A 26,893-nucleotide genomic window follows, 5' to 3' on the forward strand; every position below is an offset into this window, starting at 1 on the left:
GGTCATCCCTGGTGATGCCTGTGCATCTGGCGTACGACGACGCCGAGCACGCCGTCGCCCGGAAGGTAGCCGTAGTGGCGGGAGTCGAGGCTGCGGCCGCTGTTGTCGCCCAGGACGAGGAGGCGACCGTCCGGCACGCGGGCGCCGGCGGGGGCCGACACCGCGGCGGCCACCGATGCGGGCACCGGATCACCGGGCACGGCCGCCACCCGCTTGATCACCCAGCGGTGGCCGGAGAGGTTCCGGCTTCCGCGCGCGGCGACGCGCCGGTGACGGCCCGGCCGGCGGTGTCCCGCTTTCTCGACGACGACGATGTCCCCGGCCCGGAGGTGCCACAGCGGCCGGCGCCGCACCAGGACGCGGTCGCCTTCGTAGAGCGTCGGCTGCATGCTCGGGCCGTCCACGTTGATCACGACGAAGCGGCGGCGCAGCCAGGCGATGAGCGCGGCGGTCCCGGCGAGTGCGGTCACGGCGGCGACGGCGGTCGAGGTCATGGCGCCGGCACGTCCATGGCCGGCTGGTAGCCGTCCGCCTGCAACGTGAACAGCTTGGCGTACGTGCCGCCTCTCGCCATCAACTCGGCGTGGGCGCCTTGTTCGACGATCCGTCCCCGGTCCAGGACGACGAGCAGGTCCGCGTCGCGGACCGCCGCCAGCCGGTGGGAGATCAGCACGCTGGTCCGGCCCGCGCGGTGCTCGCGCAGCCGCGTGTGGATCTCGTGCTCGGCCTCGGCGTCCAGGCCGGAACTGGGCTCGTCGAGGATCAGCAGGTCCCGCCGGTCGCGCAGGAACGCGCGGGCCAGCGCCATCCGCTGCCACTGCCCGCCGGACAGGTGGACGCCGACCTCGTGGTCGTCGTCATGTCCGGGTTTCGCGGAGAAGAGGCGCGACAGCAGCGTGTCGTAGCCGCGGGGCAGCGCGGCCAGGGCGTCGTGCACACCGGCCCTGCGCGCCGCGGCCCGCACACGGTCCATGTCCCTGTCGCGGACGTCGCCGAGCCCGATGTTGTCGGCCGCTGACAGGTCGTATTCCATGTAGTCCTGGAACACCGCGCCGATCCGCGACCGCAGCTCGGCCGGATCCATGTCGCGCAGGTCCACCCCGTCCCAGAGGATCGCGCCGCGCTCGGGGTCGTAGAACCGGCACAGCAGCTTGACCAGCGTGCTCTTCCCGGCACCGTTCCGGCCCACCAGGCCCACGGACCGTCCGGACGGGATCGTGAGATTCAGCTCGCGCAGCGCCCAGGGATGCTCCGGCGAGTAGCGGAACCACACCCCGCGGATCTCGATGCCGCGACGCAGCGGCGGAGTCGGCTGTGGCTCGGCGGGCACCGGCAGATCCGGTCCGCTCGCGGTGATGGTGAGGTAGTGGTCGAAGAGCAGCAGTTTGTGGTGCGCCTGCGTCAGCTCGCTCACCAGTGAGGCCACGGCGGTCTGGACCCCCGCCACGGAGGCGATGAGCAGCGGTATGTCGCCGGCGGTGAACCCGCCGGCCCGGGCGGTGAAGAGCGCCCACAGCAGGCCGGCCCCGGCGATCCCGGCGGCCAGCGCTCCGAGGCCGGACTGGGTGATCAGGTCGCGCCGGTCCATCCGGCGGCGCTGCGCGTCGGCCTCCCGCCGCTCCGCGGTCATCAGGTCGCGGAAGTGGCGGGTGGTCCCGAAGAGGCGCAGTTCCTTGGCCGCCTGCACGCTGGCCAGCATCCGCTGGAAGAAGATCTCCCGCCGCTCCATCGGGCTGATCCGCCACATCATCGCCGCGCGGAGCCGGGACAGGCGCAGCTCGGCGGCGAGCACGGGGACGGCCGCGAGCAGCACCGCCAACGCCAGCCACCGGCTGATCATCAGCAGCGAACCGAGGAACCCGACGATGGTGATCGCGCCCCGGCAGACGGCCAGCACGCCGAAGACCACCATGCCGGGTGTGCTGCCACCGGCCCCCTGGGCCAGCGCCAGCCGGTCCAGGAACACCGGGTTCTCGAACCTGGCCAGACCGGTCAGCCGCTCGGTCGCCGCGAAGAGCCGGTCCTGGGCGGTCAGTCCGATGCGCCGCTCGAGTTCCTGCCGGAGGTAACGGGACAGGTGCGGCAGTACGGCTGCCGTCAGTCCGGCGGCCAGGAGCCCGCCGCCCAGCCAGGCCAGAGCCGTACCGCCGATGGACCGCCCGACGATCGCGTCCAGCGCGAGCTTGGTCAGCCACGCCGCCCCGACCGGCACCACGGCCGCCACCAGCTCCAGCGTCCCGTAGCCGAGGATCTGGAACCGGCCGGAGCGCCATGCCAGGGCCAGGGCGTACCGGATCCTGGCGCCACCGGCCCTGGCTCCGGTTCTGGCCCCGCCCAGCGTGTCGCCCATGAGCGGCGGTCACACCCCGCTGGTGGCGGGTGAGGCGGCGCCGGTCGATCGGTCCGGCTCCAGGCCGCTGCTGACCACCGTCCCGGATTCGTCGAGGACGGCGAACGCGGGAAAGGACTCCAAGCCGAGTGCCGTGCCGATCTCACCGGTCAGCGGCGGTTCGATGACGACGCGGGCGACCTGCTCCAGCCGCGCGCGGTAGGTCGCCGCCGCGTCTTCCGGGCCCACGACGACGGCGATCACCTGGCGGCGTCCGCCGGGGAACGTCTTCGCGAGGTCGGTGAAAGCGGGCAGCCTCTCATCGCAGGCGGAGCAGTTCGGGGTGAAGGCGCCGACCAGCGTCCGGCCGGACAGGCCGTCCCGGGACACCGGCTCTCCAGTGGTGGCGACGGTTTCGAACGGCCCGGCGGCCTTCCCCTCGGCGAGTATCGCGTAGGGCCGCCGCCCGCCTGAGGACAGGTTCGAGATCAGCTCGGTGTGCCGGCGGAGCCTCCGGATCACGCCGAGCGTGAGAACCAGATCCAGCAGGCAGACCGCGAGAGCGAGAAAGGCCAGCGCGGCGGCGACGGACGTCATCGCACGGCTCCCTTCGTAGCATGGTCGGCATCGGCAGGGACAACGGGCCGGAACAAGTCCGCGACGTCGTCGGCGGTCACCACGGCGAGAGCGACCACCGCACCGGCGACCACGGCGACGGCGACGCCCGCCGGCTCCAGCGGCCCGGCCGCGGCCGCGTCGGCGGCCAGCCCGAGACCGGCGGCAGCGGCCAGCACACCGTTCCGGACGAGATGCGCGCCGCCGACCGGACGGTCCGAGCCTCCGAAGCATCGGCAGGGGGCGCGATCCCCGCGTCGCAGTGCGGCCAGGACCACCGCGGCGAAGGCGCAGGCCAGCAGGCCGGCGGACACGAAACCCGCCCACGCCGTACCGGGCGGCACGAGCAGCAGCGGCACGGCCGCCTCAGCAGCGATCACACCGCCGGCCACGACGCCCGCCGGAACCCGGGAGACCACCCACTCGGGGCCCAGCCTGCCGACGGCCGCCACGAACGCGGCGTAGGGCTTCCGACCGCGCAGTTTGCCCACGACCGAGGCCAGGAACACCAACCCGACCGCGCACCGGCATCCCAGGACCACATAACCCATCACAGACCCTCCCCGCAGCCGCCGAGGGCGGCCGGGGCCATGAACTCACCGCTCGGACTCCAGCCGGTGGCCGACATCGCGGGGCGACATCGCACGCGGGCGAACACCCGGACGAGCGATGTCAACAGGGGTTGCGGTAGTTGCACTCGTAGTAACAACTCGAACCAGCCGGGGTGTACCTGCAGCAGTACCACCGGATACGGCTGACGTCGCAGTCCCCGACGTACGTGCACGTGCATTCGGCGGACGCGCGCGCGTGGGGGACCACCATGCTGAGCAGGCGGTCGCCGAGCCTTTCGATCTTGTTGATCATTGCTTTCCAGCCTCCCTCGAGCCACCACTGCGGTACCGGCCGCCGGTCTCGCGCACAGCGGCGCGTGCGTCAGCCGATCTCCATCGGACCACCAGACGGCTTCAGACCGGCTTCACCCCCGCCCCGCCGCAGCTCCAGGGGGTGGTGGGGCGGGGGCACGCCCTCGGGTCGAGCGGATGTGCCGAGGGAGGTCCGATAGTCTTATAGACAGTTTCGTTCTGTCGAGGTGGGAGCGGGATGGGGCCACTCCAGCCGGGGGATCCTTCCGGCGTCGGCGGGTACCGGATCCTCGCCCGGCTCGGCGCGGGCGGGATGGGCGTCGTCTACCTCGCCCGGTCGCCGGGCGGCCGGCTGGCGGCCCTCAAGCTCATCCGGCCGGACTCCGCCGACGACCCGGGCTTCCGGGAGCGGTTCCGCCGCGAGATCGCCGCCGCGGGCAAGGTCAGCGGCCTGTACACGGCTCCCGTGCTGGACGCCGACGCCGACGCGCCCCAGCCCTGGTTCGCCGCCGCCTTCGTTCCCGCGCCCACGCTGAAAGAGGCCGTCCAGGACGGCGGGGCGCTGCCCGAACCCGCCGTCCGCGCTCTGGGCGCGGGGCTCGCCGAGGCGCTGCAGGCCGTCCACGAGGCGGGGCTGGTGCACCGCGATCTCAAGCCCGGCAACATCCTGCTGGCCGAGGACGGCCCCAAGATCATCGACTTCGGGGTCGCCAAGGTCGTCGACGCCACGCAGATCACCCGTACCGGCGGCATGATCGGCACGCTGGCGTACCTGGCGCCCGAGCAGATCACCGGTGCCAAGGACGCCGGGCCCCGGGCGGACGTGTTCGCGCTGGGGGGCGTGCTGGTCTACGCGGCCACGGGAGCCCGGCCGTTCGGCGAGGGCGACCCGGGCGCGCTGCTCTACGAGATCATGTACGGCGAACCCGGCCTGGACGGGCTGCCCGCCTCGCTGCGGAGCACCCTGGCCGCCTGCCTGGAGAAGGAACCGGCCGAGCGGCCTTCGCTCGCGGACGTGCTCGCGGCGCTGACCCCCGCCGATCCTTCGGCGCTCATCTCCCCGGCCCTGCGCCGGGACCTGGCGGCCAGGGAGGCCGAGGCGAACCGGATCTCGTCCGGACCCGTGACGCTGCCGCCGCCGCTGCCGAGGATCGAGGAGACGGTCCCCGGCGGCCTGCGGCGGCGGCGCGTCCTGGGGCTGGCCGCCGGCACCGCGGTCGCCGTGACCGGTATCGGCGCGGGGACGGCGGCCTGGGCCCTGGCGGGCGGGAGGTCCAGGCCCGCCGAGCCCGCGCCCCGCGGGACCGCCCTCGCCGCGGCGCCCGCGCCCGCGTGGACCTTCGTCCCGCCCGCGCCCGTCGCGTCCGACGCATCGCATCTGCTGGTCGCGGGCGGTGTCGTGCTGTGGGGCGGCGACGACGCGACGTACGGGGTGGACGCCGCGTCGGGGCGGCGGCTGTGGACGGCGGACGTCCGCGTGCGCGCGGGCTGCGCGGTCCACGGGTCGGCGTTCATCCTCCCGGACGGCGGCGGCACCGACGAGAAGACGACGATCACCCTGGTCGACGCGGCGTCCGGTGAGCCGACGCATCTGCCGATGCCCGGCGGCGAGCTTCCCGGTTCCGTCTTCGGCGTGGCCGGCGGCGCGGTCCTGCTGGAATCGGGGACGTACTCGGACGAGGGCTCCCCGGCCGTGTGGGCCGTGGACCTCGCCGGCGGCAAGGCCCGGTGGCGGCTCCCCCTCGCCGGCACGGCCGTCAACGGCGCCGTCGACCAGAACGGCCTGTACCTCAACGTCAAGCACACGCTCAGCGCCGTCGACCTCACCACCGGCCGCACGCGCTGGGCCGTCGACTGGTCCGAACCCGGGCGGGACTGGCCGACCCAGGGCATCGCGGTCGCCGGCGGCAGGGTCTTCGGGAACTTCGCCGACACACTCCAGGCGGTCGACACGGCCGGCGGGAAGGCGGTGTGGTCGCGGACCACCGGCACGCACTTCCCCTCCGTCCTGTTCGCGGCCGGCAACGTGATCTTCAAGGGCGACGACCTGCACGCCCACGACCGCGCGACCGGGGCCCCCGCGTGGACGCTGGCCGGCCCGGAGAAGTTCGTCGACCAGCACGACGCGGCGTCGGACGACGTCCTCGCGGCCGCGTTCGGCGGCGGCTCGGCCAACGGCCTCTTCGCCGCCACGGCCTCCGGCCGGGGGCTGTGGGCGCACTGGGGTGATGTCCACCGCGCCGAGGAGTGGGACGTCGCCGTGTCCGGCTCGTCGATCTTCGCGACCGACCATCAGCGGCTGCTCTGCTTCCGGACAGACGCGTGACGGCCCCGCCAGGGTCCGGGAACCCCGGCCGCATCGGCAGGTACCGGGTGCTGCGACGGCTGGGCGAGGGCGGCATGGGACGGGTCTACCTGGGCGCGTCCCCGGCCGGGCGAGCGGTGGCGATCAAGGTGGTGCGGCCGGAGCTCGCCGGGGACCCGGGGTTCCGGGCCAGGTTCCGGGCGGAGGTCGAGGCCGCCCAGCGGGTCAGCGGCGCGTTCACCAGCCCGGTGGTCGAGGCCGAGCCGGACGGGGCCGTCCCGTGGCTGGCGACCGCGTACGTCAACGGCCTCAGCCTGAAGGAGACGGTCGAACGGTACGGGCCGATGCCCGAGCCGCTGCTGCGCACGCTCGGCGCCGGGCTGGGCGAGGCGCTGATCGCGATCCACGCGGCGGGGCTGCTGCACCGCGACCTCAAACCGGCCAACATCCTGCTGGCCAAGGACGGGCCCCGGGTCATCGACTTCGGCATCAGCAAGGCCGCCGACCCTGACGCGTCCGCCCACGGGCCCACGCGGGCGCTCACCTCCGAGGGGCAGATCATCGGCTCCCCCGGCTACATGTCCCCCGAGCAGATCCGCGGCGGGACGCTCGCCGCGTCCGCCGACGTGTTCGCCTTCGGGGCCGTGCTGGCCTTCGCCGCCACCGGTCGTCCCCCGTTCGGCCGGGACGAGCTGGCCGCGGTCATTCACCGGACCCTGCACGAGGCGCCCGATCTGAACGGCGTACCGGCGTCCCTGGAGCGGATGGTGGCCGCCTGCCTGAGCCGCGCCCCCGGTGAACGCCCGCCCGCCGACCTGCTGCCGTCACTGCTGGCGGCCGAGCCGGTGGCCCCCGGCTGGCTTCCGGGCACCCTCGGCGAGGAGCTGCGGCGGCGGGAGGACACGCTCATCCTGGATCTGCGGGAGATCACCAAGGCCCGCACCCGCCGGCGGCTGCTGCTCGGCGGTGCCGCCGCCGCGGGACTCGCCGTCATCGGCGGCGGGACGGCCGCGGCGCTGGCCGCGGCCAACGGCGGGGCCGGACGCAGGCCCGCCCCGCCGAAGCCGCTGTGGCGGACGACGATCGACGACTTCGGCGGCCGGGCCTTCACCGCCGAGGTCCTCTCCCGGACGGTCGTCTCCCACGACGAGGGACAGGTGTACCGCTGGCACTCGCTCGACACCGGGCGGCAGCTGTGGTCCAGCGAGTTCTCCATGGCGGCCACCGGACCGAGCCTGGTCTACGGGGTTCTGGACGACGGCGAGGGGCTGGTCGCCATGGAAGAGTCCCACCAGGTCAGGTGGACCAGCGACGTGGTCGGCGGGGTCTCCAACCCCGAGCTGCTCGGGCCGGACCACGGAAAGCTCGTCCTCGTCGGCCGGAACCGCACCATCTTCGGACTGGACGCCGCCACCGGCATGCAGGCCTGGGCCCACGAGTGGCCCTCCACGCCGTCCCTCGTCTTCCTCTACGGGATCACGAACCGCACCCTCGTCGCGATCGGCAACCTGGGGGCGACGAGCCTGCTCATCGGGCTCGACACCGCGACGGGCGCGCTCCGCTGGTCCGATCCGGACGGGAGCCTGACCCTCGTCCCCGAGGGCGGCGGGAACCTGATCTTCCAGAACCCGTCGGGCGTCAGGCTCGACGCGCTGGCCGCCGATACCGGCCGCAGGCTCTGGACCGCCGAACTTCCCAAGGCCGCGGCGAAGCCCCACGGCGAGACGCAGCTCTCGCAGAGCTTCACCGTGGCCGGCGGGACGGTCTACACCGGCAGCCCGACCTTGTACGCCCTGGACGCGTCCACCGGCCGGGAGCGGTGGACGTACACACCGACTTCGCCCGGCGGGCAGGAACGGAGCCTCCTGGTCAGCGGGAAGTACGCCTACATCCTCGACAACCCGCGGCTCATCGCGCTCGACGCCCGCACCGGCCGCCGGGTCTGGTCCGTCAACACGCCCGCGGCCCGCACCGCCCCGCTGATCGCCGCCGGCGGAATGATCTGCACCGGCGTGACCGGCACCACGGGCGCGGGACTCTACGGCTGGGACGCCGAGACGGGCGAGCTCGTCTGGAACCACCCCGCCTCCACCTCCGCACCGACCAAGCAATGGGCGCTCAACACCCGCGACCGCACCCTCGTGGCCGCCCAGGACAAAACCCTCCTCGCCTTCCGCCTCCCCTGAGTTGGGCGGCTCCCAGGTCACACCGGCGGACATGTGCCTTCCGGGCCGACCATGCCGGCCTTGGTCGCGGGGCCGGCGATGGGGATGACGGCGCGTATCTTGCCGCCCGTGCCGTACTGCGGCGGCTCCGCCGCGCGTTCGACCCGCACATGGCCGAGGCGGTGGCGGGCCAGCAACTCGCTGAGCCGGGTCTGGGTGGTGCGCCACAGGGCCTCGTGGTCGGTGCCGGGCGCCGGGAGCAGTCGAAGCCGCAGCGTGGTGGGGTTGGTCTGGACGATCTGGAACAGCTCCAGGCCGGGTACCGCCTCCAGCAGCGTGGCCAGAGGCAGCGGGGCAAGGGTGACCGGCGCGCCGTTCGGGCCGGGGAAGGTGAGCAGGTCGGCGGCGCGGCCCTGAACGCGTAGGGCGGGGCCTGGGTTGCCGCACGGGCACGGATCCGGACGCACCACCACGGCGTCGCCCAGGTCGTAGCGCAGGATCGGCTGGAGGTGGTTGGCCAGGTTGGTCAGCAGCACGGTGTGGGACGGCTCGCCCGGCGGCACCGGCCGGTAGTGCTCGTCGACCGGTTCGACGACGGCCCAGTCGGCGTTGACGTGCAGCCAGCCAGCGGTGCAGCCGTAGCTGAGGAACGGGCATTCGTTGGCGGCCCAGCTGGTGCGCACCTTCGCCCCGCCCAGGGCGCGGCTGATGCGTTCATACTCGGGCACCGGCAGGCCCTCGGCGGTCAAGATGACCAGGGCGGGATCGATGCGCAGCCGCCCTGCCTCGGCCGCCGTGGCCAGCAGCGCGCCGACGCTGGCGTAGGGCGCGAGCACCGCCGGCCGGAAGGCGTTCAGCGCCTCGACCAGTTCCTCCAGCGGCTGGTGCACGCTCAAAGCGGCGACACGTGAGCGGCCCCGCAGCCGGGCGGCCGCCACCGTGGAGGCGAAGTGCCCGCCTTCGGGCACGACGAGCGCCATCCGCCCGCCCCGGGCCGCGATTCGGGCCGCGTCCCGGACGGTCAGCCAGCCGGTCAGCATGCGCGCCATCATCGCGCCGGTCACCGCGGCCGCGCGGGCGTCCTGCAGGAAGATGCCGTGCGTGCCGGTGGTGCCGGAGGTGGTGGTCAGCGTGTAGCGGTCGGCGAAGGGACGGCCGATCATCTCGGGGTCGTCGGCGAAAGCGCGGGCCTCGTCCAGGAGGACGGCGGGGTCGGTGACCCAGTCGTCGAAGGCATCCATCAGCGCGCTCTTGCCGGTGATCGGCAGAGCGGCCAGGTCGCCGACTTCGGCGGGCACGCCCTGCTCCTGGTAGAGGCGGCGGTAGTAGGGCGAACGGGTGCGGGTGTGCGCGACGAGCGCGGCAAGCCGGGCCCGCTGCCGCTCGGACATGGCCCGCTCGCCGCGCCGCTTGGCCGTCCAGGCGTCGGCCAGTACCCGCACGGCCGACGGCTTTGCTGCGAGCGTCACCGCCGTGCCTCCCGGCCCACCACGCCGACGGCCGTGGTGGTGCCGGGCTGCGCGCCCGGCGCGGGGGCGCCTGGGCGGTGTGGACGGCGCGCGACGGCGGTGCGGGGGCGCAACGAACGATGACAGGGCACGGCGAGATCTCCAATAGTTCAGGATTTCGTGAATTCAAGCATGCATGTATCGTGGTGTCCATGCCGAACGTTTCCCCCGATGCGACTCCCGACCTGACCCTGGGTGCGCCCGGTGGCCTGGCGACCGAGGTGGAGGCCCTCACCCGGTTCGGCCGGGCGCTGGCCGACCCGATCCGCTGCCGCATCCTGCTGGTGCTGCGCGAGCGCGGGACGGTCCACCCCGCCGACCTGGCCGACGCGCTGGAGATCTCCCGCACCCGGCTGTCGAACCACCTCGCGTGCCTGCGTGACTGCGGCCTGGTGGTGGCCGTGCCCGAGGGCCGCCGAGTCCGCTACGAACTGGCCGACGCCCGCCTCGGCCACGCCCTGGACGACCTCCGCGCCGCCGTGGTCGCGGTGGCCACAGACCGCACCTGCCCCGACGCCGAGGAGCAGGGCTGCTGCTGACCATGACCACCCGGACCGCCTAGGGCCGTCCACCGGCCCCTCGCGATCAGCGCCGGGCCCCTCGCCTGATCCGGCGCGCTCGTGGCGTTCGGGCCGGCTTCCTGTGCCTCGTCCCACGACACCTTCCGGAGGACGTCATGGCGCTGACCGCGCTGATCATCTACCTCGTGTGGGGCCTGCTGGCCTTCGGACTGCGCAGCCTCGTGCAACGACGGCGCACCGGCGACTCCGGATTCCGCGGTGCGGGCCTGGCCCCGGGCAGCGTGCAGTGGTGGGCTCGCATCACCTTCATCGCCGCACTGCTCGGCGGGGCGATCGGTCCGCTCGCCGAGTTGGCGGGCTTGAACCCGCTCGCCTCCCTGGACGACCCGCTCGTGCGTGGTGCCGGACTGCTGCTGGCCCTGTCGGGCGTGGCCGCCACACTGGCGGCGCAGATCTCGATGGGCGCCTCCTGGCGCGTCGGAGTCGACGAGAACGAACGGACCGCCCTGGTCACCACCGGAGCCTTCGCCCTGGCCCGCAACCCCGTCTTCACCGCCATGATCCTCACCGCGGCGGGCCTGGCCGCCATGGTGCCCAACGCCGTCTCGATATCGGCCCTGGTCCTCACCGTCACCACCATCGAGGTGCAGGTCCGCGCGGTCGAGGAGCCCTATCTGCGACGCGTCCACGGCGAGGACTACCACCGCTACGCGGCGGCCGTCGGCCGGTTCCTGCCAGGCGTCGGCCGCCACCACCGCGCCTGAGGCCATCGCTCCCCGGACGGACACCCGCCAGGCGCACCGGCTTACAGCAAGGTGGTCCAGTACGACCAGAACCGGGTGCCGATCAGGGTGATGATCGTGAGGAACCAGACGACGAGCGGGACGGCGTGCAGACCGGTGACCGCGTCGACGACGCGGCGCGGTCCCGGCAGGTGTCCCTGGTCGAGGTTGTGGAGGGTGACGTACCAGAACAGCGGCACGGTGACCGCCCAGACGACCATGCAGTACGGGCAGAGCGCTCCGATGGCGTAGAGGCTCTGGTAGATCAGCCAGTGGACGAAGAGCAGGCCGAAGGTGACGCCGGCCTGCAGGCCGAGCCACCACCACCGGGCCCGGAGCGTCCCGGCGAGCATGGCCGTCGCGGCCACGACCACCATCGCGAAGGCCGCGACCCCCAGGAGCGGGTTGGGGAAGCCGAACGCCTCGGCCTGGGGGGTGTTCATCACCGAGCCGCAGGAGAACACCGGGTTGATGCTGCAACTGGGGACGTGGCCGGGGTCCTTGAGCAGGGCGATCTTCTCTACTGCCAGGACGAAGGCGGCCAGCAGTCCTGCCGCGCCTCCGACCAGCAGCAGCCACGGCAGCATCCGCGCGAACGGAGCGGGGCCGGGGGGACCGCCCTCCTCCTGCCGGGTCGGCGGTTCAGCTGTCGAGGGCCGCATCGATGGCCTTCTTGAAGTCGTCGATCGACTGCGGCTGGACCTTCTTGCCGTTGAGGAAGAAGGTCGGTGTCCCCTGAACGTCGAGGGCCCGGCCGTCCGCGACGTCCTTGTTGACCCGGTTCAGGGTGGCGGGGGCGTTGTAGGACTTCTCCCAGGCGGTCATGTTCAGGCCGAGGTCCTTGGCGAAGCCGCGGAAGACATCGTCGGCGGGCACTCGCTGCTCGCCCCACTGGCTCTGGGTCTCGTACATCTTCGTGTACATCGCCTCGAACCTGCCCTGCTGGGCGGACGCCTCGACCGCGCGGGCGGCGCGCTCGGCGTTGAAGTGGCCGGGCAGCGGGAAGTAGCGGGCCACGAAGGTCACCTTGCCGTTGTAAGTGGTGCGCAGTTCCTCCACGATCGGGTAGAAGGCCCGGCACGCCTCGCACTCGAAGTCCAGGAACTCCACCAGGGTCACTTTGCCGTCCGCCGCGGTGGACAGCTTGTGGCTGTCGGCCCGCACGTACCGGGACTCGCCCGCGGCGGGTCCGGCCGTGTCCTCGCCCCGGCCGGCGAAGACCACGAAGGCGGCGGCGACCACCGCGAAGGCCGCGACGACCGCGGCCGAGACGGTGAGATTGCGGCGCCGGGCCACCTGACGGCGCTCCCTGTCACGCCGCTCCCGCAACTCCGCTCTGCGGTCGCTGCTCGTCTCCCGGGCTTTCGACACCCCGACCTCCCTGACGTGACGAAGATGAACGGCCTGACGGCCTGGTGATCGTGGTCTGCGGCGCACGCTGCGCGGGTTCGGCTTCTTCGGCGCTCAGTTCAGGCACGGGACCAGAAGGGCCATCGGCGCGGCCACCATGGTCAGGGCGCCCGCGTAGGCGAGCGCGCGCTGCCAGGCGGGGACCGGCCGCACCGGCTCGGTCAACCGGCGAACCCGTGCGAGGACCGCGTGATCGGTGGCGCCCAGTGCGCCGGCGGGCAGCGGCCCGGAGTCGGCTCGGTGCTCCACCAGGCGCAGGAGGGCGACGGCGACACGCGGTCCGCCGTGGCGGCTCCGTGCGTGGTCGTCGGCCAGCATCTCGACCAGCCGTACGGCGCACTGCCGGGCGAGGCGCCCCGCGGGCAGGCGGGGGATGGCGGCGGCCAGCGCGTCGAACGGGAGCAGCACCAGGTGGTGCCGCCCGCGCGCGTGCGCCCGTTCGTGATCGAGTACCGCGACGAGTTCCCGTTCGTCGAGGAGATCGATCAGTCCGGTGGTGATCACCACCCGGGCGCGGACGCCGGGCAGGCAGTAGGCGACCGCCGCCGGGTGATCGAGGACGTACACGCCGCGGTGGCGATCGGAGCGCTTCCCCAGCAGGTCGATCTGGCCGCGGTGCCTGCGCCGCAACCGGGCGTTCTGCGTGGCGGTGCGCACCAGCAGGCCCAGCAGCCAGCCGACGACGGCCAGCGCCCAGGCCAGGGCCGCGACCTCCTCCGTCCCGAGCCCGCGCAGCGGGTCGCCGTCCAGAGCCTGGACGGCGAACACGTGGACTCCGTGCCGGAACGTGGCCGCCAGCGGCGCGACCGCCAGTGCCAGGAACGCGATCACCACTGACAGCCCGGCGGTGCAGATCACCGCCTGCCAGAGGACCAGCGCGGCCTTCGGGCCGCGTTCGGTCCAGGCGGCCTTCGCCAGCACGGACGGGACCGGTCCGAGCAGCACGATGGCCAGCCCGGTGAAGCCGACGGCCACGAGCAGCGGCTTCACCATCATCGCGGTCGTTCCCGATCGGTGCCGGGATCGCGATCCTCCAACGCGCTGAGCGCTCGTCTCAGCGCGGCGACGTCCTCGTCGCTGACCGAGTCGAGAAAGTGGCTCAGCGCCGACTCGCGATCTCCCGCCCCGGCGAACGCCTCGTGCATGAGGCCGGCGACGTGCGCGTCCTTGGTGCGCGAGGGGTGGTAGCGGTGCGCGCGTCCTTCCCGCTCCCGCGTCACCAGGCCCTTGCGGACCAGCCGGTCAAGGATGGTGAGAACCGTCGTGACAGCCGGTCGCGAGGGCAGCGACTCGGCCACTTCCCGCGCCAGCGCGCCATCGGGCCGCACCCACAGCTCGTTCATCACCGCGCGTTCGAGCTCACCGAGCCGCATGCTTCACCACCCTGACCACCTGAAAAGCTCCTGAACCAAGGCTTCGCAGCCCGCTGCCCGCCTCGACCGGCGCCGCCTCTTCCCGAGTGTTCTACGCCAACCGGACACCTAACTTCTACAGTATGTAGAAAATTGGTGTCCTTCGACCGAGCGGCCTCCAACGCCATGGCATGGGTGTCGCCGAGTCGGCTGAACCCTCGCCGCGCGCGGCGCGTATCGACCTTCGACACGCTGTAGAAGACGTGCCCCCAACGCCGCGTCGAGGTGCGACGATGACAGTCCCGCGTCAGGATGGCCGACCCTCCCCTCAAGCCGCCGCAGTCCGGTGCGCGCGTTCCATCGCCTCCGGAACGAGGCGCGCCCTTTTCACGCTGGGAGGGGCGGCCGTGCTGGTGTCGGTCGGCGGTTGCTCGGAGGGGACGTCCGGCGCGCCCTCCCCCACAGCGGCCTCCAGCAGCGCTCTGACCTTTTCCTCGGCCGAGGCGGGAATGCGCGGCCTCGCCGCGAGGATGGGCTGCACCCCGCAGACGCGCGGCAGGCCGTCCGACTACCGGCAGGCGATCTGCACCACCGCTTCGGGCCGGTACGTCATCAACACCTTCGACGACGAGAAGGGGCAGCGGGAGTGGCTGCGGCACTCCGCGATGTACGGCGGCACCTATCTGGTCGGGCCGCGCTGGGTCCTCGTCTCGACTCCGCGGTCGCTGGAATCGGCACGCGGACGGCTGGGCGGCCGCGTTCAGAGCGCGCGATCCGTCCAGTAAGGCAGGCGAACGCCGCCACGGTGACAGCCGACCGATACCCATAGTGATCTTTTGGCTGCGCACCCCCATCCCTTTCTTCTACGATGTGTAGAAGTATTGCCTACGCGCCTCTGGGCCGGATTCGTCCATGCCCTGAGTGATGGGGCGATGCCCAAACCCCCCGCTCGCGACCCCATCCCGCACATCAGCCCGTCCGGGCGGGCAAAGCCGTCCGCGATCGGGCCCTCCCCCGAGGTAGAACCGTTGCGCGTCTTCGACCGGACTCGCTCGAGCAGAGCCGTGCTGGCCTGCTCCGTGCTCCTGCTCGCCGCCTGCCAGACGGGCTCCCAGGCCGTCACCCCCGCCGACGAACGGGCCGCCCAACGCAGCACGACCGACCCTGTCCTGACGATCAGCCCGGCCGACGGGGCCGCCAGGGCCCGCCCCGACCGTGGAGTCGTGATCAAGGCGGCCAACGGCGAGCTCGGCACCGTCGTCGTGAGAGCGGGCGGCAGGAGCGTCGCCGGGTCCTTCAACGCCGCGCGGACCGTGTGGCGATCACGATGGACGCTGGCCCCCGCCACGTCGTACACCGTGACCGCGACGGCCAGGAACGCCGCCGGCAAGACCGCGACGGCGGGCAGCGGCTTCAGGACGCTGAAACCGGCCCGGACGATCTCCACCTCGCTGGACTGGATCCTCGAGGGCAACCAGGGGAGGACCTACGGCGTCGGAACGCCGATCATCCTGAACTTCGACCGGCCCGTCTTCAACAAGGGACTGGTGGAGAAGGCCCTGGAGGTGAAGGCCGAGAAGCCCGTGGAGGGCGCCTGGCGGTGGGTCGGCGACCGGCAGGTGATCTACCGGACGAAGACCTACTGGCCCGCGCACCAGAAGGTGACCGTCACGGCGCACATGGCCGGGGTACGGGCGGCCAAGGGCGTCTACGGGCTCAGGGACTTCACGCGCACCATCGACATCGGGGCCGCCCGGATCAGCAGGATCAACCTGAAGAAGTACAGGATGCTCGTCAGCGTCGACGGCAGAAGGGCCCGGTCGGTGCCGATCAGCGCGGGCAACGGCACCACGATGGAGTACACCACCACCAGCGGCGTCCATCTGACGATGGAGAAGGGCGATCCGGTGCGCATGATCGCGCCCGGTCGCAGGGAGGGCGACCCCGGCTACTACGACGAGCTGATCAACTACGCCGTCCGCATCTCCAACAGCGGGGAGTACCTGCATCAGAGCGCGGGCGAGTACCACTGCCTGGGCAAGGCCAACTGCAGTCACGGTTGCGTCCGGCAGCATCCCAGGGACGCCCTCTGGTTCTTCCGGACGGCCCAGCCGGGCGACGTCGTGTACATCGCGGGCTCACGTCGCAAGCTTGAGTGGAACAACGGCTGGTCGTTCTGGCAGCTCCCGTGGGATTCCTGGAGGAAGGGCAGCGCCGTCGCCTAGCCCGCGGCTCACGATCACCGGGGCCGTCCCGCACCGGTCGGCGGCACCAGGTACCTTCTACACAACGTAGAAGATACCGGGAGGGCGAGATGGCGGCGGACGCCGCGGCGATTCTGCAGATCATCGCGCTGGCGGGCCTGTTCCTCCTCGCCGGACGGGCCCTGCTCCGCAGCGAACGCAAGGAGCGGAAGCGAGAACGGCTCGTGGACCCGGCAGAGCCCTCCCACGACGAACGCGCCTGAGACGCCGTCCCAGAACCCGAGCCCCAGGCCCGTCCAGCCAATGATCCGAAGGAGGAAGGCCCGTGGGACGCCCGCCTGGACGCGAAGCACGCACTGGAGAGGTCGCGCGGCCTCAGCACCGAACTGGCCGAGGCGCGGGCGGTGGTCGCGCAACTGGCCGCCTCGCAGTACATGAGCAACGGCGTGGACCCCTCGGTGCAGATGTTGTCCGGCGCCGATCCCAACGATCCGCCTCCCGGCTGGGCATCAAGTACGTGATCTGGCGGCAGCGGATCTATGACATGCGCAGCCCCGGCTGGACGACGATGTCCGACCGCGGCAGCATCACCCAGAACCACATGGACCACAATCACATCTCGGTGTTCTAGACCAGGTTCCTGGAGACGCCCGTGACGGGCGGGCGATGGGGTGAGGAATGCGTGATCCCCGGCTACGCGGGCGGGAATGGCTGATCGGCTTGATCCTCGGCAGCTGCGCGGGCGCCGCCTGGGGCGCGCTCGGCAACGACTACGAGCCCGCGGACAGCGCGATCGGGACCGGCCTGCTGGGCGCCGTCGCTGGGGTGGCCATCGGTCTGGTGATCACGACCGTACGTCAGTTCAGGTCCGGTGGCGGGGACTCGGACGAGCAGGGCGGCGACAAGCCGATCGAGTGACAACACGTTACCGATCGACTACGTGATGTGATGTAGCGTGGTCCGGGTGACCGCGGCACCTCGTCTCCTTACGCCACAGGCGCGTGCGTTCGTCGCGCTGCGCGTGCTGCTGATCGCGGTCATGAGCGTGCACGTGGGCCTGTGCCTGCACCAGCACCAGGTCCAGGAACATCGCTCGGACTCCTTCGATCACGCCCGGGCCGATCTACCGGCCGGGCCGGCGGCGGGTCCCCTGGCCGGCGGCACGGAAGCGGAAACCAAAGCAGCCGCGGAGCCGAACCGGTCCTCCGATGGGCGTCATGCGGATCATGCCGACTGCCTGAGCACACGTGGCACGCCCGTGTCAGAGGACCTGCCGATCAGCGTGCCGGTACCGGTGTCCTCGGCGACCGCCTTCCTGGCCCCTGCCGACGGGCGACGGCCGCCCTTCCTGTCACCCATGACCCGGCCCACGACCGGCCATGGCGTCGACCTGCTGCATCGGGTCTGCATATCGCGGACATGACGGCTCCCCGCGGTCGAGTCGTTCCAGCCTGCCTTCCTGGCGTGATGGCGTGAAGCCGTGTACCGGCCATGCCCGTCATGAGCCGGGCACCTCAGCGCGCCGGGAATCGACCGCAGACGGAAAGGGAGGTCTCAGCAGCTACCCGTGAAGAGGTCATCGTGGACCGCACCAGCACGTCCTCAAGCGTTATCGACAGCGACCAGCGACTCACCGCCGGATTCGGCCCCGCGCCCATCTGCCCTTCCATGGTCGGGACCGTCGGGCAGACTCCGGTCGTCTGGATTCCCCAGCTGTGGGCCGGCTCGTCCGAACCGGGCCACGCCACCGGCCACGGCTTCTGGGCCAAGCTCGAAGGCGGCAACCCCGGAGGGATCAAGGATCGTCCCGCCCTCCACATGATCGCGCAGGCCCGCCGCCGCGGCGTCCTGGCCGAGGGCGCACCGATCATCGAGTCGACCAGCGGCACCCTCGGCTTCGGCCTGGCCCTGGCCGGAATCCGCTACCGCCATCCCGTCACGGTCGTCACCGACCCGGGCATGGAACCGCTGATGCGGCGCTTGCTGCACGCCTACGGCGCCCGGGTGTCGATGGTGCGCGAACCGCATCCCGAGGGCGGGTGGCAGCAGGCGCGGCGCGAGCGCGTCGCGGAGTTGCTCGCGGCCCACCCGTCCGCCTACTGCCCCGACCAGTACAGCAACCCCGACAACGTCGCCGCCTATCACGGGCTCGCCCTCGAACTCGCCGGCCAGCTCGGCCCCCTGCAGGTTCTGGTGTGCAGCGTGGGCACCGGCGGGCACAGCGCCGGGATAACGCGCGTCCTGCGCAGGCTCTACCCGGAACTGCGGCTGGTGGGCGTCGACACCATCGGCTCCACCATCTTCGGACAGCCCGCCCGGTCGCGGCTGATGCGCGGACTCGGCAGCAGCATCCTTCCGGCGAACGTCGACCACGACGCGTTCGACGAAGTGCACTGGGTCGCCCCCGGAGAGGCCGTCTGGGCATGCCGCCGGCTGGCCGAGCGCCACTACGCCACCGGCGGCTGGAGCGTGGGGGCGGTGGCCCTGGTCGCCTCCTGGCTGAGCCGCACACTGCCACCGGACACCCGCATCGCCGCCGTCTTCCCGGACGGCCCTTACCGCTACTTCGACACCGTCTACAGCGACGACTACTGCGTCCAGCACGGCATACTCGGCGTCCGCCCGGACGAACAGCCCGATGAGATCGATCGCCCGGACGACCGCGAAGTCGAACGATGGACCCGCTGCCGGACCATATCCGCCGCCGCCATCAGCGACCCGCGGAAGGGCAGGGCACCTCAGGAGGCCCTGTCGTGATCAGGACCCTCCGCCAGGCGCGCTCCTTCTCCCGTCCCGTCCGGCTGCTGCTGGTCAACCAGGTCGGCATCAACATCGGCTTCTACATGCTCATGCCCTACCTGGCCGCCCACCTGGCCGGAACGGCGGGCCTGGCGACCTGGCTGGTCGGGTTGATCCTGGGAATCCGCAACTTCAGCCAGCAGGGCATGTTCCTCATCGGCGGCACGCTCGCCGACCGGATCGGCTACCGCAGCATGATCATCGCCGGGTGCGGCCTGCGCGTCATCGGATTCGCGCTGTTCGCCTTCTCCACGGCGCTTCCGGCACTGATCGCGGCCGCCGCCATCACGGGCCTGGCCGGCGCCCTGTTCAATCCCGCCGCGCGGGCCTACATCGCCCGCGAAGCCGCCGACCGCGAGGTGGAGGCGTTCGCGGTCTTCAACGTCTTCTACCAACTCGGCATCCTGATCGGCCCGATCATCGGCATCGCCCTGCTGGGGGTCGACTTCCGTGTCGTCTGCCTGGCCGCCGGCGCGATCTTCGCCGTCCTGACCGTCCTGCAGGTGACGTACCTGCCGGCCCGGAGGGGGACGGCGGCGGGCCCGGCCCAGCCCCTGCTGACCGACTGGAGGCAGGCGATCGGCAATCGCCCCTTCATGGGCTTCGCGGCGGCGATGTTCGCCTCCTACGCCCTGTCCTTCCAGGTCTACCTGGGGCTTCCCCTTGAGGTGGAACGTCTCACCGCGGGCCAGGGCGGAGTGGTGGCCGTCTTCGCCGTACAGGCGGCCCTCGCGCTGGCCGGCCAGGTCCGTCTCACCGAATGGTGCAGAGCCCGCTGGTCGCCGGGCCAGGCCATAACCCGGGGCCTGGCCGTCATGGCCGTCGCGTTCCTGCCGTTGGCGCTGGTGAGCACGCAGGCTCCGGGCGGGAGGTGGCAGCTCGCGCCCATTCTGGTGAGCGCGGCCCTGCTGGGCCTGGGGACCATGCTGGTGTTCCCCTTCGAGATGGCCCTGATCACCACTCTGGGACCCGGTCGGCTCCTCGGCACCTACTACGGCCTCTACAACCTGCTGTCCGGCGTCGGCATCCTGATCGGCAACCTGGTCGCCGGAAGCGCCATGGACCTGTCCCGCAGCATCGGCCTTCCGATGCTGCCCTGGCTGGTGCTGATGGCCATCGGCGGACTCTCCGCGACGGCCGTACGCGCCCTGGACCATCGGGTCCGCCTGACCGCACCGGAAGCCCGCGGCCGGCGCGAACGCTCCCCGGTGGGATGACCACCTGGGATTCCGTAACCGACCGTTGTCGCAGGTCCCAGGGCCGAACGGCTCTACCGGCCCGGCTGTCGGGGGCGGATACTGACAGCACCTGGACGAACACTCACCCCGAGGGGGCGGTGATGATGTGGGGCAGTCCCGGTCACTGGCTGGGCATGGGTGTGATCATGGCCCTGTTCTGGGGGCTGATCATCGCCGGGGCCTTCGTTCTGGTCCGCCGCACCGGCGGCGCCCGGCGCCCCAGGAGGCCGGAGGGGAACAGCGGGCCGTCGAGGCAAGAGGAGGTACTGGCGGAGCGGTTCGCGCGTGGCGAGATCGGCGCCGACGAGTACGAGCGGCACCACGTACGGGACACGCCAGTGAACCCGACCGGCCACCACTGGGGACGGCTGGCGGCCGGGACGGCGGCCGCCCTGGTGCTGGGGACGGCCTCAACGGCCGCGCTCGCCGGCACCTTGGGTGGGCGAAACGGCGGGCCACCGGACGCGGCGCGCCTGGGCGCGGCCTACAGCGGCGAATGCCGGGCACCTGCGCTCGCTGGTTCGGTGGTGAACGTGGACCTGACCGACATGGGCGCCATGATGGGCACCCGGCACGGTCCAGGCCCGCTGACGGGTCGGTTTCCAGGGGGACGGCTCTGGCCGATGCGCGGCATGATGCGCCTCTCCGCCGTCCCAACCCAGGTCCGGGAGGGCACCGTGTCGCTGCGGGCGTACAACACCGGCGCGTGGCCCCATGAGGTGTTGGTGATGCCCTTGCCGACCGGTCAACACGCCGGGCAGCGTCCCTTCGGCACCGGCGACACGGTCGCCGAGACCGGCAGCCTCGGGGAGGCGTCGCGTACCTGTGGCGCCGGGGCAGGGCCGATGGGCATCGCCCCCGGCACGGCCGGATGGACCACCCTGCGCCTCGCCCCCGGACGTTACGAGCTGATCTGCAACCTGCCGGGCCACTACGCGGCCGGCATGTACACCGAACTTGACGTCACCAGGTAGACGACCTCAATCGTTCTGCTGCGGGACCGGCCGCCCACCACCGTGCCCGCCAGGCTGCCTGTGTCTGGGACGTCACCGCGGCGCCGCCGTGACGTGCTGACCCGTATCGGCCTCTCCTGGTCGACTGGGAAGTCGCTTTCAGCCCAGTTCGAGCGCGGCCGCGTCCGAGTCTCTCCGCGAGCAGTACGCGGCAAAAGCGCCCTGGGCCCGCTCACATCCGATCTTTCGGGATTTCTCACCTTCTGCGACCGCCTTGCGGACGGCGGGCATCGGTGATCCCCAACGGGATCAATGTGGCAGAGAGCACAGACTTCAGGGCCTAGGTCCTGAAATGCTGCCATGCGACCCGTTGGTGCGGTTAACGCTCGGCAATGGACCCGCCCCAAATGATCAATCGGGACCTTTTCATGAGCGCCTGAGCAGCGAGGAGTCGATGTCGTGGCGGAACGGAAGCCGGCGGTTCCGTGGCAGCGCGGGCGACTCGTCTTCGGCGGGCTGCTTTCGGTCGCGCTCGGAGCCCTGACCGTCGTGGCCGGACTGGGAGGCACCACCGGGCGGCTCGCCCTGCTCGTCACTCTCGCCGGCGTCATCCTCACCCTGGTCGTCGATGCCTTCTTCCGCCGCGAGGAGAGCATCCACCACGACCAGAACCAGCTCACGGAGATCTCCGCCGCGCTGGCGATCACCAAGTCGCTGGCCGACGCCCCCGCCGAGTGCCAGGCGTTCGTCCGCGAGATCGCCGAGCAGTGGATCCGTATCGACGACCGCAACAGCGCGATCCTGCTGAAACTGCGCGAGGCGCGGCAGCGAGCGTTCACCGAGGACATGCGCGACCTCGCCAACGGCCAGTCGCCGCTCGGGCGCCGCCAGGAATTCCGTCCCGGAATCCTGCCCGAGCTGACGAAGATGACCGCCCTCAGCGCGACCGGCAACGATTACTGGTGGACCGGCCGCGACACCACCTATCTCGCGGCGGAACGGTCCGCGGTCACGGGCGGCGGCCTGACGCTGCACCGGATCCTGGTGCTGTCGAATTCGGAGCTCGACGGCGCCATGCTCGGGGTCCTGCGGGAGCAACTGGACGCGGGAATCCTGCTGGACGTGGTCATCCGGGACGATGTGTCGCCGCTGGACCAGAAATGCCTGACCGGTGACCGTGCCCTGGTCACCGACAAGGGCGGCATCGTCGGCGTGGTCATTCCCGGGAATGACGGGGAGGACGCCATGGTCGACGCGGGCCATTTCACCATCAACGAGGACAGGATCGAGAACACCCGGGACATCCTGCAGACCCTCGCCCCCTACCGGACCCCCGCCGCCGACCTTCTGAAAAGACACCCGGAGCCGGAGGACGGGTGACGCCGGGAGCGGCCGATCGTATCAGGGGCCGGGTTGCCAAGTGCGGGGCCCGTCGGGGCCCGGTCCCGGCGCGCGGCCGAGGGCATCGTCCGGGAGCCGTTCTCTCACCGCAGCCTGGGCGCGCGTGAGCAGGTCGGCGGCACGCGGATAGTCGGCGACCTGATCGAAGAGCAGGTCCAGCACCGGCAGGAGGCTCTGCGCGGGGACGTCGCGGGCGGTGAGGATGCCGACGGTCCACGTCATGAATCCGGTGAACAGGTCGGGATCGTCCAAGTACAGGGCCGTGCCGAAGAACTCGACGATGTGGGAGATGTCCTCGGCCGTCCGGTCCCGCTGCTCGTCGGTGTAGCCGGCCATCGCCGGGAAGCGCGACCGCAGCCCGCTCAGCACGTGCCGGATCAGCTGGGGAGCGGTCCTGGTGACGTGGGCGTAGGACTGGTCGGCCAGATGCGGCAGGTCATCGATCATCCGGTGGACGGGCGGCGGCCTGGGCAGCGGGTCGTCCGCCAGCCGGTCGGCGGCGGTGCGGGCGTCGGGCGCCCACATGTCGGCGCCCAGCAGGGCGGCGTAGCGGCCGTCGTGGCCCCAGGCGGCGCCGCCGACCAGGACCGGGGTGCCGGTCGCCTGGCAGGCGGTGATGGCCGCGTGCGCGGCCGGCAGCCGGGTGGCGATCGACGACGACAGCGCCACCGCGACCGGGGCGTTGCGGTGCACGTGGGAGATCAGATGCCGGGTCGGCACCTGGGCGCCGAGGTAGTCGACCTGCCAGCCGCGCAGCCGCAGCACCTCGGCCACGAGCCGGGCCGGCAGGGCGTGCCACTCGCCGTCGATGCAGGCCACCGCGATCCGGCCGGGTCGCTCCCGCGCCTCCCGCCGTCGCGGGACGGCCGGATGCCGCGCGACCGCACCGATCACGCGTTCGTTGACGGCCGTGGCGCTGTGCTCCTGCGCGACGGAGATCCGGTCGGCCGCCCACTCGTGCCCGACCCGGGCCTGCAGCGGTGCGATGACCTCCAGCAGCAGGTCCTCGGGGTCCGTACCGTCGTCCAGCGCCGACATCGCGAGGCCGGTGGCGGCGTACTCGTCCCCCGCGATGACGGCGGGCCAGAGCGCGTCGATCCAGGGGCCTGCCCCGGCCCTCCCACCGGACGGGCCGGTCATGCGATGCCCCCTCCCCCGGCGGCGCCGAGCCGGTCACCCCGGGGAGCGGTGATCGCGATCACCGCCATGTCGTCGTGCCGGCCGGCTCCGACCCAGTCGGCGGCGAGCATGTGCACCCGCTCCACCAGGGCCTGCGGGTGCATGCCGCCGCACCGGCGCAGCCCGGCGCACAGCCGCTCGTCACCGAACACCTCCCCGCCCAGCGGCCCGCCGACGGCCTCGGTGATGCCGTCGGTGTACAGGAGGCAGGTGTCCGTGGGCTCGAGCGTCACGTCCGCGGTCGTCGAATGGATGTCCTCGAGCACGCCGATCAGCGAGCCGCCGGTCGGAACCGTCTCGACCGTCCCGTCGGCCCGGAGGATCAGGGGGGCGGCGTGTCCGGCGCTGGTCAGCCGCAGCCGCACCCGCGCGTCCTGCCCGCGGGCCGAGGCCAGCACCAGCGTGACGAACCTCGTCGCGTCGCTGTGCAGCAGGGCCCCGTTGAGCAGTTCCAGCACGCGCCGGTGGTCGCCCGCCATCGGCAGCAGAGCCCGCAGCGTGTTGCGGATCTTGCCGGTCAGCACCGCGGCCTCCAGGCCCTTGCCGCACACGTCGCCCAGGACCACCAGCGACCCGGCGTCGGGATCCTGCGGGTCGGCGGGGTACACGTCGTAGAAGTCGCCTCCGATCAGGTCCTCGTCACCGGCCGGCCGGTAGCGCGCCGCCAGCTCCACCCCGTCCAGTTCGTGCGTGCGGGGCGGCAGCAGGTCGTCCATCAAGGTCGCGGTGATGGACGCCTGCTCGGCGTACAGGCGAGCGGCCGACAGCACCGCGCCGGCACGGGCCGCGAAGAGCCGGACGGTCGGCTCCTCCCCCGCGGGGAACGCCTCCCGGCCGGACCGGCGCAGCAGCACCAGCGCCCCGGCCGAGACACCGTGGCCTGGGAGCGCGACCACGACCATCGCGGCGGGTCTCTCCGGCGCCGGACGCGCGATCCAGGCGGGAGCGGCGCGTGGATCGATCCAGCGCGGGGGCACCGGTGGAAAGCCCCGCATCGCGTCGGCCAGCCCCTCGACCTCCGCCGGGTCGACGAGCAGTTCCTGATGATCGACCTGCCCGTCGGGCCCGCAGTAGGCGACCGGGTGGCCCCGCCCGGAGTGCGGGACGATCACCACGGCCGCGTCGGCCAGGTAACGGGCGGCCAGCCGCGCGGTCACCTCCATGCAGCGCACCAGGTTGAGCGATGCCAGCAGCTCGTCGGACGCCTCGGCGAGGAACGCCGTCCGCTCCCGCTCGGTCACATCGACCAGCCACCAGATCGTGGCCGCCGGTGTCCCCGCCGCCCTGCCGTCCGGCACCGAATGGGCCTCGAAGACACGGTCACCGATCGGCCCCTGGGCGACCGCGCCCGTTCGCCGCCCTCCGTCGCCCGTACCGGGGAGATCGGCTCGCGCGGCCGCGGAAGGAGCGTCGAGTGATCGCTGGGCCTCGGCCAGCCAGCCCGGCACGGCCCCGGTCAGCGGCCCGTCCGGCGGCACGCCCAGCAGCAGACGCGCAGCGTCGTTGAGCTGAACGACGCCCCCGGACGGGTCGACGGTCAGAACCGCGCAGGGAGCGGATCGCAGCACCGTATCGAGCACGTCCCGTGCGCCGCCTTCGCACGGAGCCGGTTCCGTCACGCCACAACCTCCAAGAGCACTTTCGTTCCCGAATCCGGAGCCCGCCCCAGAATCTGGACCAACCGCCCTGCGGGGCGGTCAACGGGGGGCCGGCGGCTCGGATCTTCATTCCCGGCCTGCCGGATGGGCGATGTCGTCGTCCTGCCGGCCAGGCCAGGCTGCGCCCCGCGCTGCCGAGAGTCCGTCGCCGATCTTCGAGAGCCCAGGTCGTCGGCGCCACCGCTGGGCGGCACCGTACTCACGGGTATTCGGTGACCGTCCCCACTGATGCAGGTCTCTACACACCTGGACTCTTCTTGCGGCGATCATCGGCCTGCCGTCCGCCGGTCACGACCATGCTCGAATGACCCCGGCGGCCCCCTGGAGCGACCGGGCCTCGTCCTCGGCCCGTCAGGTCCGCCGTGGCTCGCCCTGCGCGCGGACGGGCGCCGGTCAGCTGTCAGATCGCGTGTTCGGGAACAGGCTGACAACACCGATCTTCTTGTGGTCGCGGGGGCTGTCCGTGACGGTGGAGTCCGCCGCGGGCTTCGCTCCCCCTAGCGCCCGCGTCCGGGAGACTCGATGAAACTACCCTCGCGTGCCGCTGCCCTCGCGGCCGTCGTCCTCCTCGCTTCCCTGACCGGATCGGCGGCGCAGGCGGCCGAAGCCCTTCCGAGTGTGGACATGGAGGCCACCGTCAAGGCGGCCCAGATCGATCCGCGGCGGGCCGACGACACGCTGACCCCGGGGGCCGAGGCCAGCGTGCTCCTGGTGGAGCAGGCGCTGCGCGACCGCCGCCTGCTCGACGCGAAGTGGGTGGACGGCTACTTCGGCACCACGACGGTCGCCGCCTTCGCCAAGTACCAGAAGTCGCTCGGCTTCACCGGTCTCGGCGCCAACGGCCTGCCGGGGAAGACGTCGCTCACCAGGCTCGGAGCCGGCCGCTTCACGGTCACCCGCGTCATCGAACCGGGTGCCCGGGTGTCCACCGGCGGCTTCGTCATCAACACCCGCACGCGGAGCATGCTGGCCGAGGCGAAGCGGCTGCTCGGCCGCGACCTCGTGCTGGAGCAGGGGTCGTACAACCCCGGCGGCGACCCCACGTCCGCGGGCACCCATGACGGCGGCGGCACCGTCGACATCTCGGTCCAGGGGATGAACGCCGCCACCCGTACCGCGGCGGCCCGCGCGCTGCGGCGGGTCGGCTTCGCGGCGTGGGTGCGCACCCCCGATCAGGGCGACTGGCCGTGGCACATCCACGCCGTCGCCATCAGCGACACCGACCTCTCCGGCCAGGCGCAGCACCAGATCGGCGACTACTACCTCGGCCTGGACGGGCTCGCCGGCCGTAACCCGGACGACGGCCCGAAGGTGACCATCCGTACCTGGGAGGAGTACCAGCTCGGCTGACCCCGGCTCCCGCACGACAGAAGGAGAACAAATGAGACGGTTCACCAGGATCCTCACCGCCACGATGGCGCTCGGCGGAGCGGCGTTCGCCCTCACATCGCCCGCCTCGGCCGCGAACCGTGACGGCGTGTGCGACAGCGGCGAGTTCTGCTACTACTTCAACAGCGACAACCAGGGATCGATCTCCGACTTCACCGGCTCGGTCGCCGACTACGGCACCACCCAACCCTCCTGCTACGACTTCAAAGGCGCCGGCAACGG

27 protein-coding genes are annotated in these 26,893 nt (G+C 72.1%); 16 read left to right on the forward strand and 11 right to left on the reverse strand.

The genetic code is table 11. From position 1 onward, the window contains the following. Positions 1-2 precede the first annotated feature (2 nt). From ACFPZN_RS46585 to ACFPZN_RS46600, 4 genes are read right to left on the reverse strand one after another with little or no spacing between them, the layout of a single operon-like run. Complete coding sequence (locus tag ACFPZN_RS46585) at positions 3-494, reverse strand: S26 family signal peptidase (protein ID WP_378289823.1); 492 nt, start codon at positions 492-494, stop codon at positions 3-5. Further along, positions 491-2,350: an ABC transporter ATP-binding protein gene (locus ACFPZN_RS46590; protein WP_378289826.1), complete on the reverse strand. Its 1,860-nt coding sequence runs from the start codon at positions 2,348-2,350 to the stop codon at positions 491-493. The genes ACFPZN_RS46585 and ACFPZN_RS46590 overlap by 4 nt, the downstream gene beginning before the upstream one ends. 9 nt (positions 2,351-2,359) lie before the next feature. Beyond that, positions 2,360-2,926 (reverse strand): TlpA family protein disulfide reductase, encoded by a 567-nt coding sequence (locus ACFPZN_RS46595; RefSeq protein ID WP_378289828.1) that lies wholly within the window; start codon positions 2,924-2,926, stop codon positions 2,360-2,362. Beyond that, positions 2,923-3,495 carry a MauE/DoxX family redox-associated membrane protein gene (locus ACFPZN_RS46600; protein WP_378289830.1) on the reverse strand — a complete coding sequence of 191 codons (573 nt, stop codon included), beginning with the start codon at positions 3,493-3,495 and terminating at the stop codon, positions 2,923-2,925. Before ACFPZN_RS46600 ends, ACFPZN_RS46595 begins: the two co-directional genes overlap by 4 nt. Before the next feature lie 550 nt (positions 3,496-4,045). On the opposite strand from ACFPZN_RS46600, the gene ACFPZN_RS46605 reads away from it, so the two are divergent. Together ACFPZN_RS46605 and ACFPZN_RS46610 are read left to right on the forward strand one after the other, a co-directional pair. Further along, positions 4,046-6,133 (forward strand): protein kinase domain-containing protein, encoded by a 2,088-nt coding sequence (locus ACFPZN_RS46605; protein WP_378289832.1) that lies wholly within the window; start codon positions 4,046-4,048, stop codon positions 6,131-6,133. Beyond that, positions 6,130-8,298: a serine/threonine-protein kinase gene (locus ACFPZN_RS46610; RefSeq protein ID WP_378289834.1), complete on the forward strand. Its 2,169-nt coding sequence runs from the start codon at positions 6,130-6,132 to the stop codon at positions 8,296-8,298. The genes ACFPZN_RS46605 and ACFPZN_RS46610 overlap by 4 nt, the downstream gene beginning before the upstream one ends. Before the next feature lie 17 nt (positions 8,299-8,315). Here the strand turns inward: ACFPZN_RS46610 and ACFPZN_RS46615 are convergent, their stop codons facing one another. Further along, on the reverse strand, positions 8,316-9,746 hold the full coding sequence (locus tag ACFPZN_RS46615) for a phenylacetate--CoA ligase family protein (RefSeq protein ID WP_378289836.1): 1,431 nt from the start codon (positions 9,744-9,746) through the stop codon (positions 8,316-8,318). Between the two features lie 191 nt (positions 9,747-9,937). On the opposite strand from ACFPZN_RS46615, the gene ACFPZN_RS46620 reads away from it, so the two are divergent. After that, the gene (locus tag ACFPZN_RS46620) at positions 9,938-10,324 is read left to right on the forward strand and encodes an ArsR/SmtB family transcription factor (protein ID WP_378289838.1); all 387 of its coding nucleotides are present in this window, start codon (positions 9,938-9,940) and stop codon (positions 10,322-10,324) included. A 137-nt stretch (positions 10,325-10,461) separates the two neighbouring features. Further along, on the forward strand, positions 10,462-11,070 hold the full coding sequence (locus tag ACFPZN_RS46625) for a methyltransferase family protein (RefSeq protein WP_378289840.1): 609 nt from the start codon (positions 10,462-10,464) through the stop codon (positions 11,068-11,070). Between the two features lie 41 nt (positions 11,071-11,111). On the opposite strand, the gene ACFPZN_RS46630 is transcribed toward ACFPZN_RS46625, so the two are convergent. The 4 genes from ACFPZN_RS46630 to ACFPZN_RS46645 all read right to left on the reverse strand — a co-directional run bounded on the left by ACFPZN_RS46630 (position 11,112) and on the right by ACFPZN_RS46645 (position 13,871). Then, complete coding sequence (locus tag ACFPZN_RS46630; protein WP_378289842.1) at positions 11,112-11,750, reverse strand: vitamin K epoxide reductase family protein; 639 nt, start codon at positions 11,748-11,750, stop codon at positions 11,112-11,114. Then, positions 11,731-12,459, reverse strand: a complete 729-nt coding sequence (locus ACFPZN_RS46635) for a DsbA family protein (protein ID WP_378289844.1) — start codon at positions 12,457-12,459, stop codon at positions 11,731-11,733. Before ACFPZN_RS46635 ends, ACFPZN_RS46630 begins: the two co-directional genes overlap by 20 nt. A 93-nt stretch (positions 12,460-12,552) precedes the next feature. Further along, entirely contained in the window at positions 12,553-13,494 is a 942-nt protein-coding gene (locus ACFPZN_RS46640) for a M56 family metallopeptidase (RefSeq protein WP_378289846.1), read from the reverse strand. Then, on the reverse strand, positions 13,491-13,871 hold the full coding sequence (locus ACFPZN_RS46645) for a BlaI/MecI/CopY family transcriptional regulator (RefSeq protein ID WP_378289848.1): 381 nt from the start codon (positions 13,869-13,871) through the stop codon (positions 13,491-13,493). Before ACFPZN_RS46645 ends, ACFPZN_RS46640 begins: the two co-directional genes overlap by 4 nt. A 386-nt stretch (positions 13,872-14,257) precedes the next feature. On the opposite strand from ACFPZN_RS46645, the gene ACFPZN_RS46650 reads away from it, so the two are divergent. The 10 genes from ACFPZN_RS46650 (at position 14,258) to ACFPZN_RS46690 (ending at position 22,424) form a co-directional block, all read left to right on the forward strand. Continuing rightward, the gene (locus ACFPZN_RS46650) at positions 14,258-14,635 is read left to right on the forward strand and encodes a hypothetical protein (RefSeq protein WP_378289850.1); all 378 of its coding nucleotides are present in this window, start codon (positions 14,258-14,260) and stop codon (positions 14,633-14,635) included. 147 nt (positions 14,636-14,782) lie between these two features. After that, positions 14,783-16,075: a L,D-transpeptidase gene (locus tag ACFPZN_RS46655; protein ID WP_378289852.1), complete on the forward strand. Its 1,293-nt coding sequence runs from the start codon at positions 14,783-14,785 to the stop codon at positions 16,073-16,075. An 89-nt stretch (positions 16,076-16,164) separates the two neighbouring features. Further along, a complete protein-coding gene (locus ACFPZN_RS46660; RefSeq protein WP_378289855.1) occupies positions 16,165-16,317 on the forward strand; it encodes a hypothetical protein in 153 nt (50 codons plus the stop codon). Between the two features lie 62 nt (positions 16,318-16,379). Further along, positions 16,380-16,685 (forward strand): hypothetical protein, encoded by a 306-nt coding sequence (locus ACFPZN_RS56845; RefSeq protein ID WP_464043827.1) that lies wholly within the window; start codon positions 16,380-16,382, stop codon positions 16,683-16,685. A 47-nt stretch (positions 16,686-16,732) separates the two neighbouring features. Then, positions 16,733-16,972: a hypothetical protein gene (locus tag ACFPZN_RS46665; protein ID WP_378289857.1), complete on the forward strand. Its 240-nt coding sequence runs from the start codon at positions 16,733-16,735 to the stop codon at positions 16,970-16,972. Positions 16,973-17,018: 46 nt separating this feature from the next. Beyond that, positions 17,019-17,477 (forward strand): hypothetical protein, encoded by a 459-nt coding sequence (locus ACFPZN_RS46670; protein ID WP_378289859.1) that lies wholly within the window; start codon positions 17,019-17,021, stop codon positions 17,475-17,477. Between the two features lie 158 nt (positions 17,478-17,635). After that, entirely contained in the window at positions 17,636-18,811 is a 1,176-nt protein-coding gene (locus tag ACFPZN_RS46675) for a PLP-dependent cysteine synthase family protein (RefSeq protein ID WP_378289861.1), read from the forward strand. Continuing rightward, entirely contained in the window at positions 18,808-20,070 is a 1,263-nt protein-coding gene (locus ACFPZN_RS46680; protein ID WP_378289863.1) for an MFS transporter, read from the forward strand. The genes ACFPZN_RS46675 and ACFPZN_RS46680 overlap by 4 nt, the downstream gene beginning before the upstream one ends. A gap of 122 nt (positions 20,071-20,192) precedes the next feature. Then, positions 20,193-21,065: a hypothetical protein gene (locus ACFPZN_RS46685; RefSeq protein WP_378289865.1), complete on the forward strand. Its 873-nt coding sequence runs from the start codon at positions 20,193-20,195 to the stop codon at positions 21,063-21,065. A gap of 438 nt (positions 21,066-21,503) precedes the next feature. Beyond that, positions 21,504-22,424, forward strand: coding sequence for a hypothetical protein (locus ACFPZN_RS46690; RefSeq protein ID WP_378289867.1), 921 nt, complete (start codon positions 21,504-21,506; stop codon positions 22,422-22,424). 21 nt (positions 22,425-22,445) lie between these two features. Here ACFPZN_RS46690 and ACFPZN_RS46695 read toward each other — a convergent pair whose 3' ends face one another. Both ACFPZN_RS46695 and ACFPZN_RS46700 read right to left on the reverse strand, forming a co-directional pair. Then, positions 22,446-23,585 (reverse strand): cobalamin B12-binding domain-containing protein, encoded by a 1,140-nt coding sequence (locus ACFPZN_RS46695; RefSeq protein WP_378289870.1) that lies wholly within the window; start codon positions 23,583-23,585, stop codon positions 22,446-22,448. Then, positions 23,582-25,204 carry a SpoIIE family protein phosphatase gene (locus ACFPZN_RS46700; protein WP_378289872.1) on the reverse strand — a complete coding sequence of 541 codons (1,623 nt, stop codon included), beginning with the start codon at positions 25,202-25,204 and terminating at the stop codon, positions 23,582-23,584. Before ACFPZN_RS46700 ends, ACFPZN_RS46695 begins: the two co-directional genes overlap by 4 nt. 600 nt (positions 25,205-25,804) lie before the next feature. Here ACFPZN_RS46700 and ACFPZN_RS46705 point away from each other — a divergent pair. Both ACFPZN_RS46705 and ACFPZN_RS46710 read left to right on the forward strand, forming a co-directional pair. Next, positions 25,805-26,632, forward strand: a complete 828-nt coding sequence (locus tag ACFPZN_RS46705; protein ID WP_378289874.1) for a peptidoglycan-binding domain-containing protein — start codon at positions 25,805-25,807, stop codon at positions 26,630-26,632. A gap of 31 nt (positions 26,633-26,663) precedes the next feature. Then, on the forward strand, positions 26,664-26,893 hold a 230-nt coding region (locus tag ACFPZN_RS46710; protein ID WP_378289876.1), incomplete at its 3' end, for a hypothetical protein.

Origin of the sequence: Actinomadura rugatobispora (assembly GCF_042656285.1) — a bacterium.
GTDB classification, from domain to species: Bacteria; Actinomycetota; Actinomycetes; order Streptosporangiales; family Streptosporangiaceae; genus Spirillospora; species Spirillospora rugatobispora.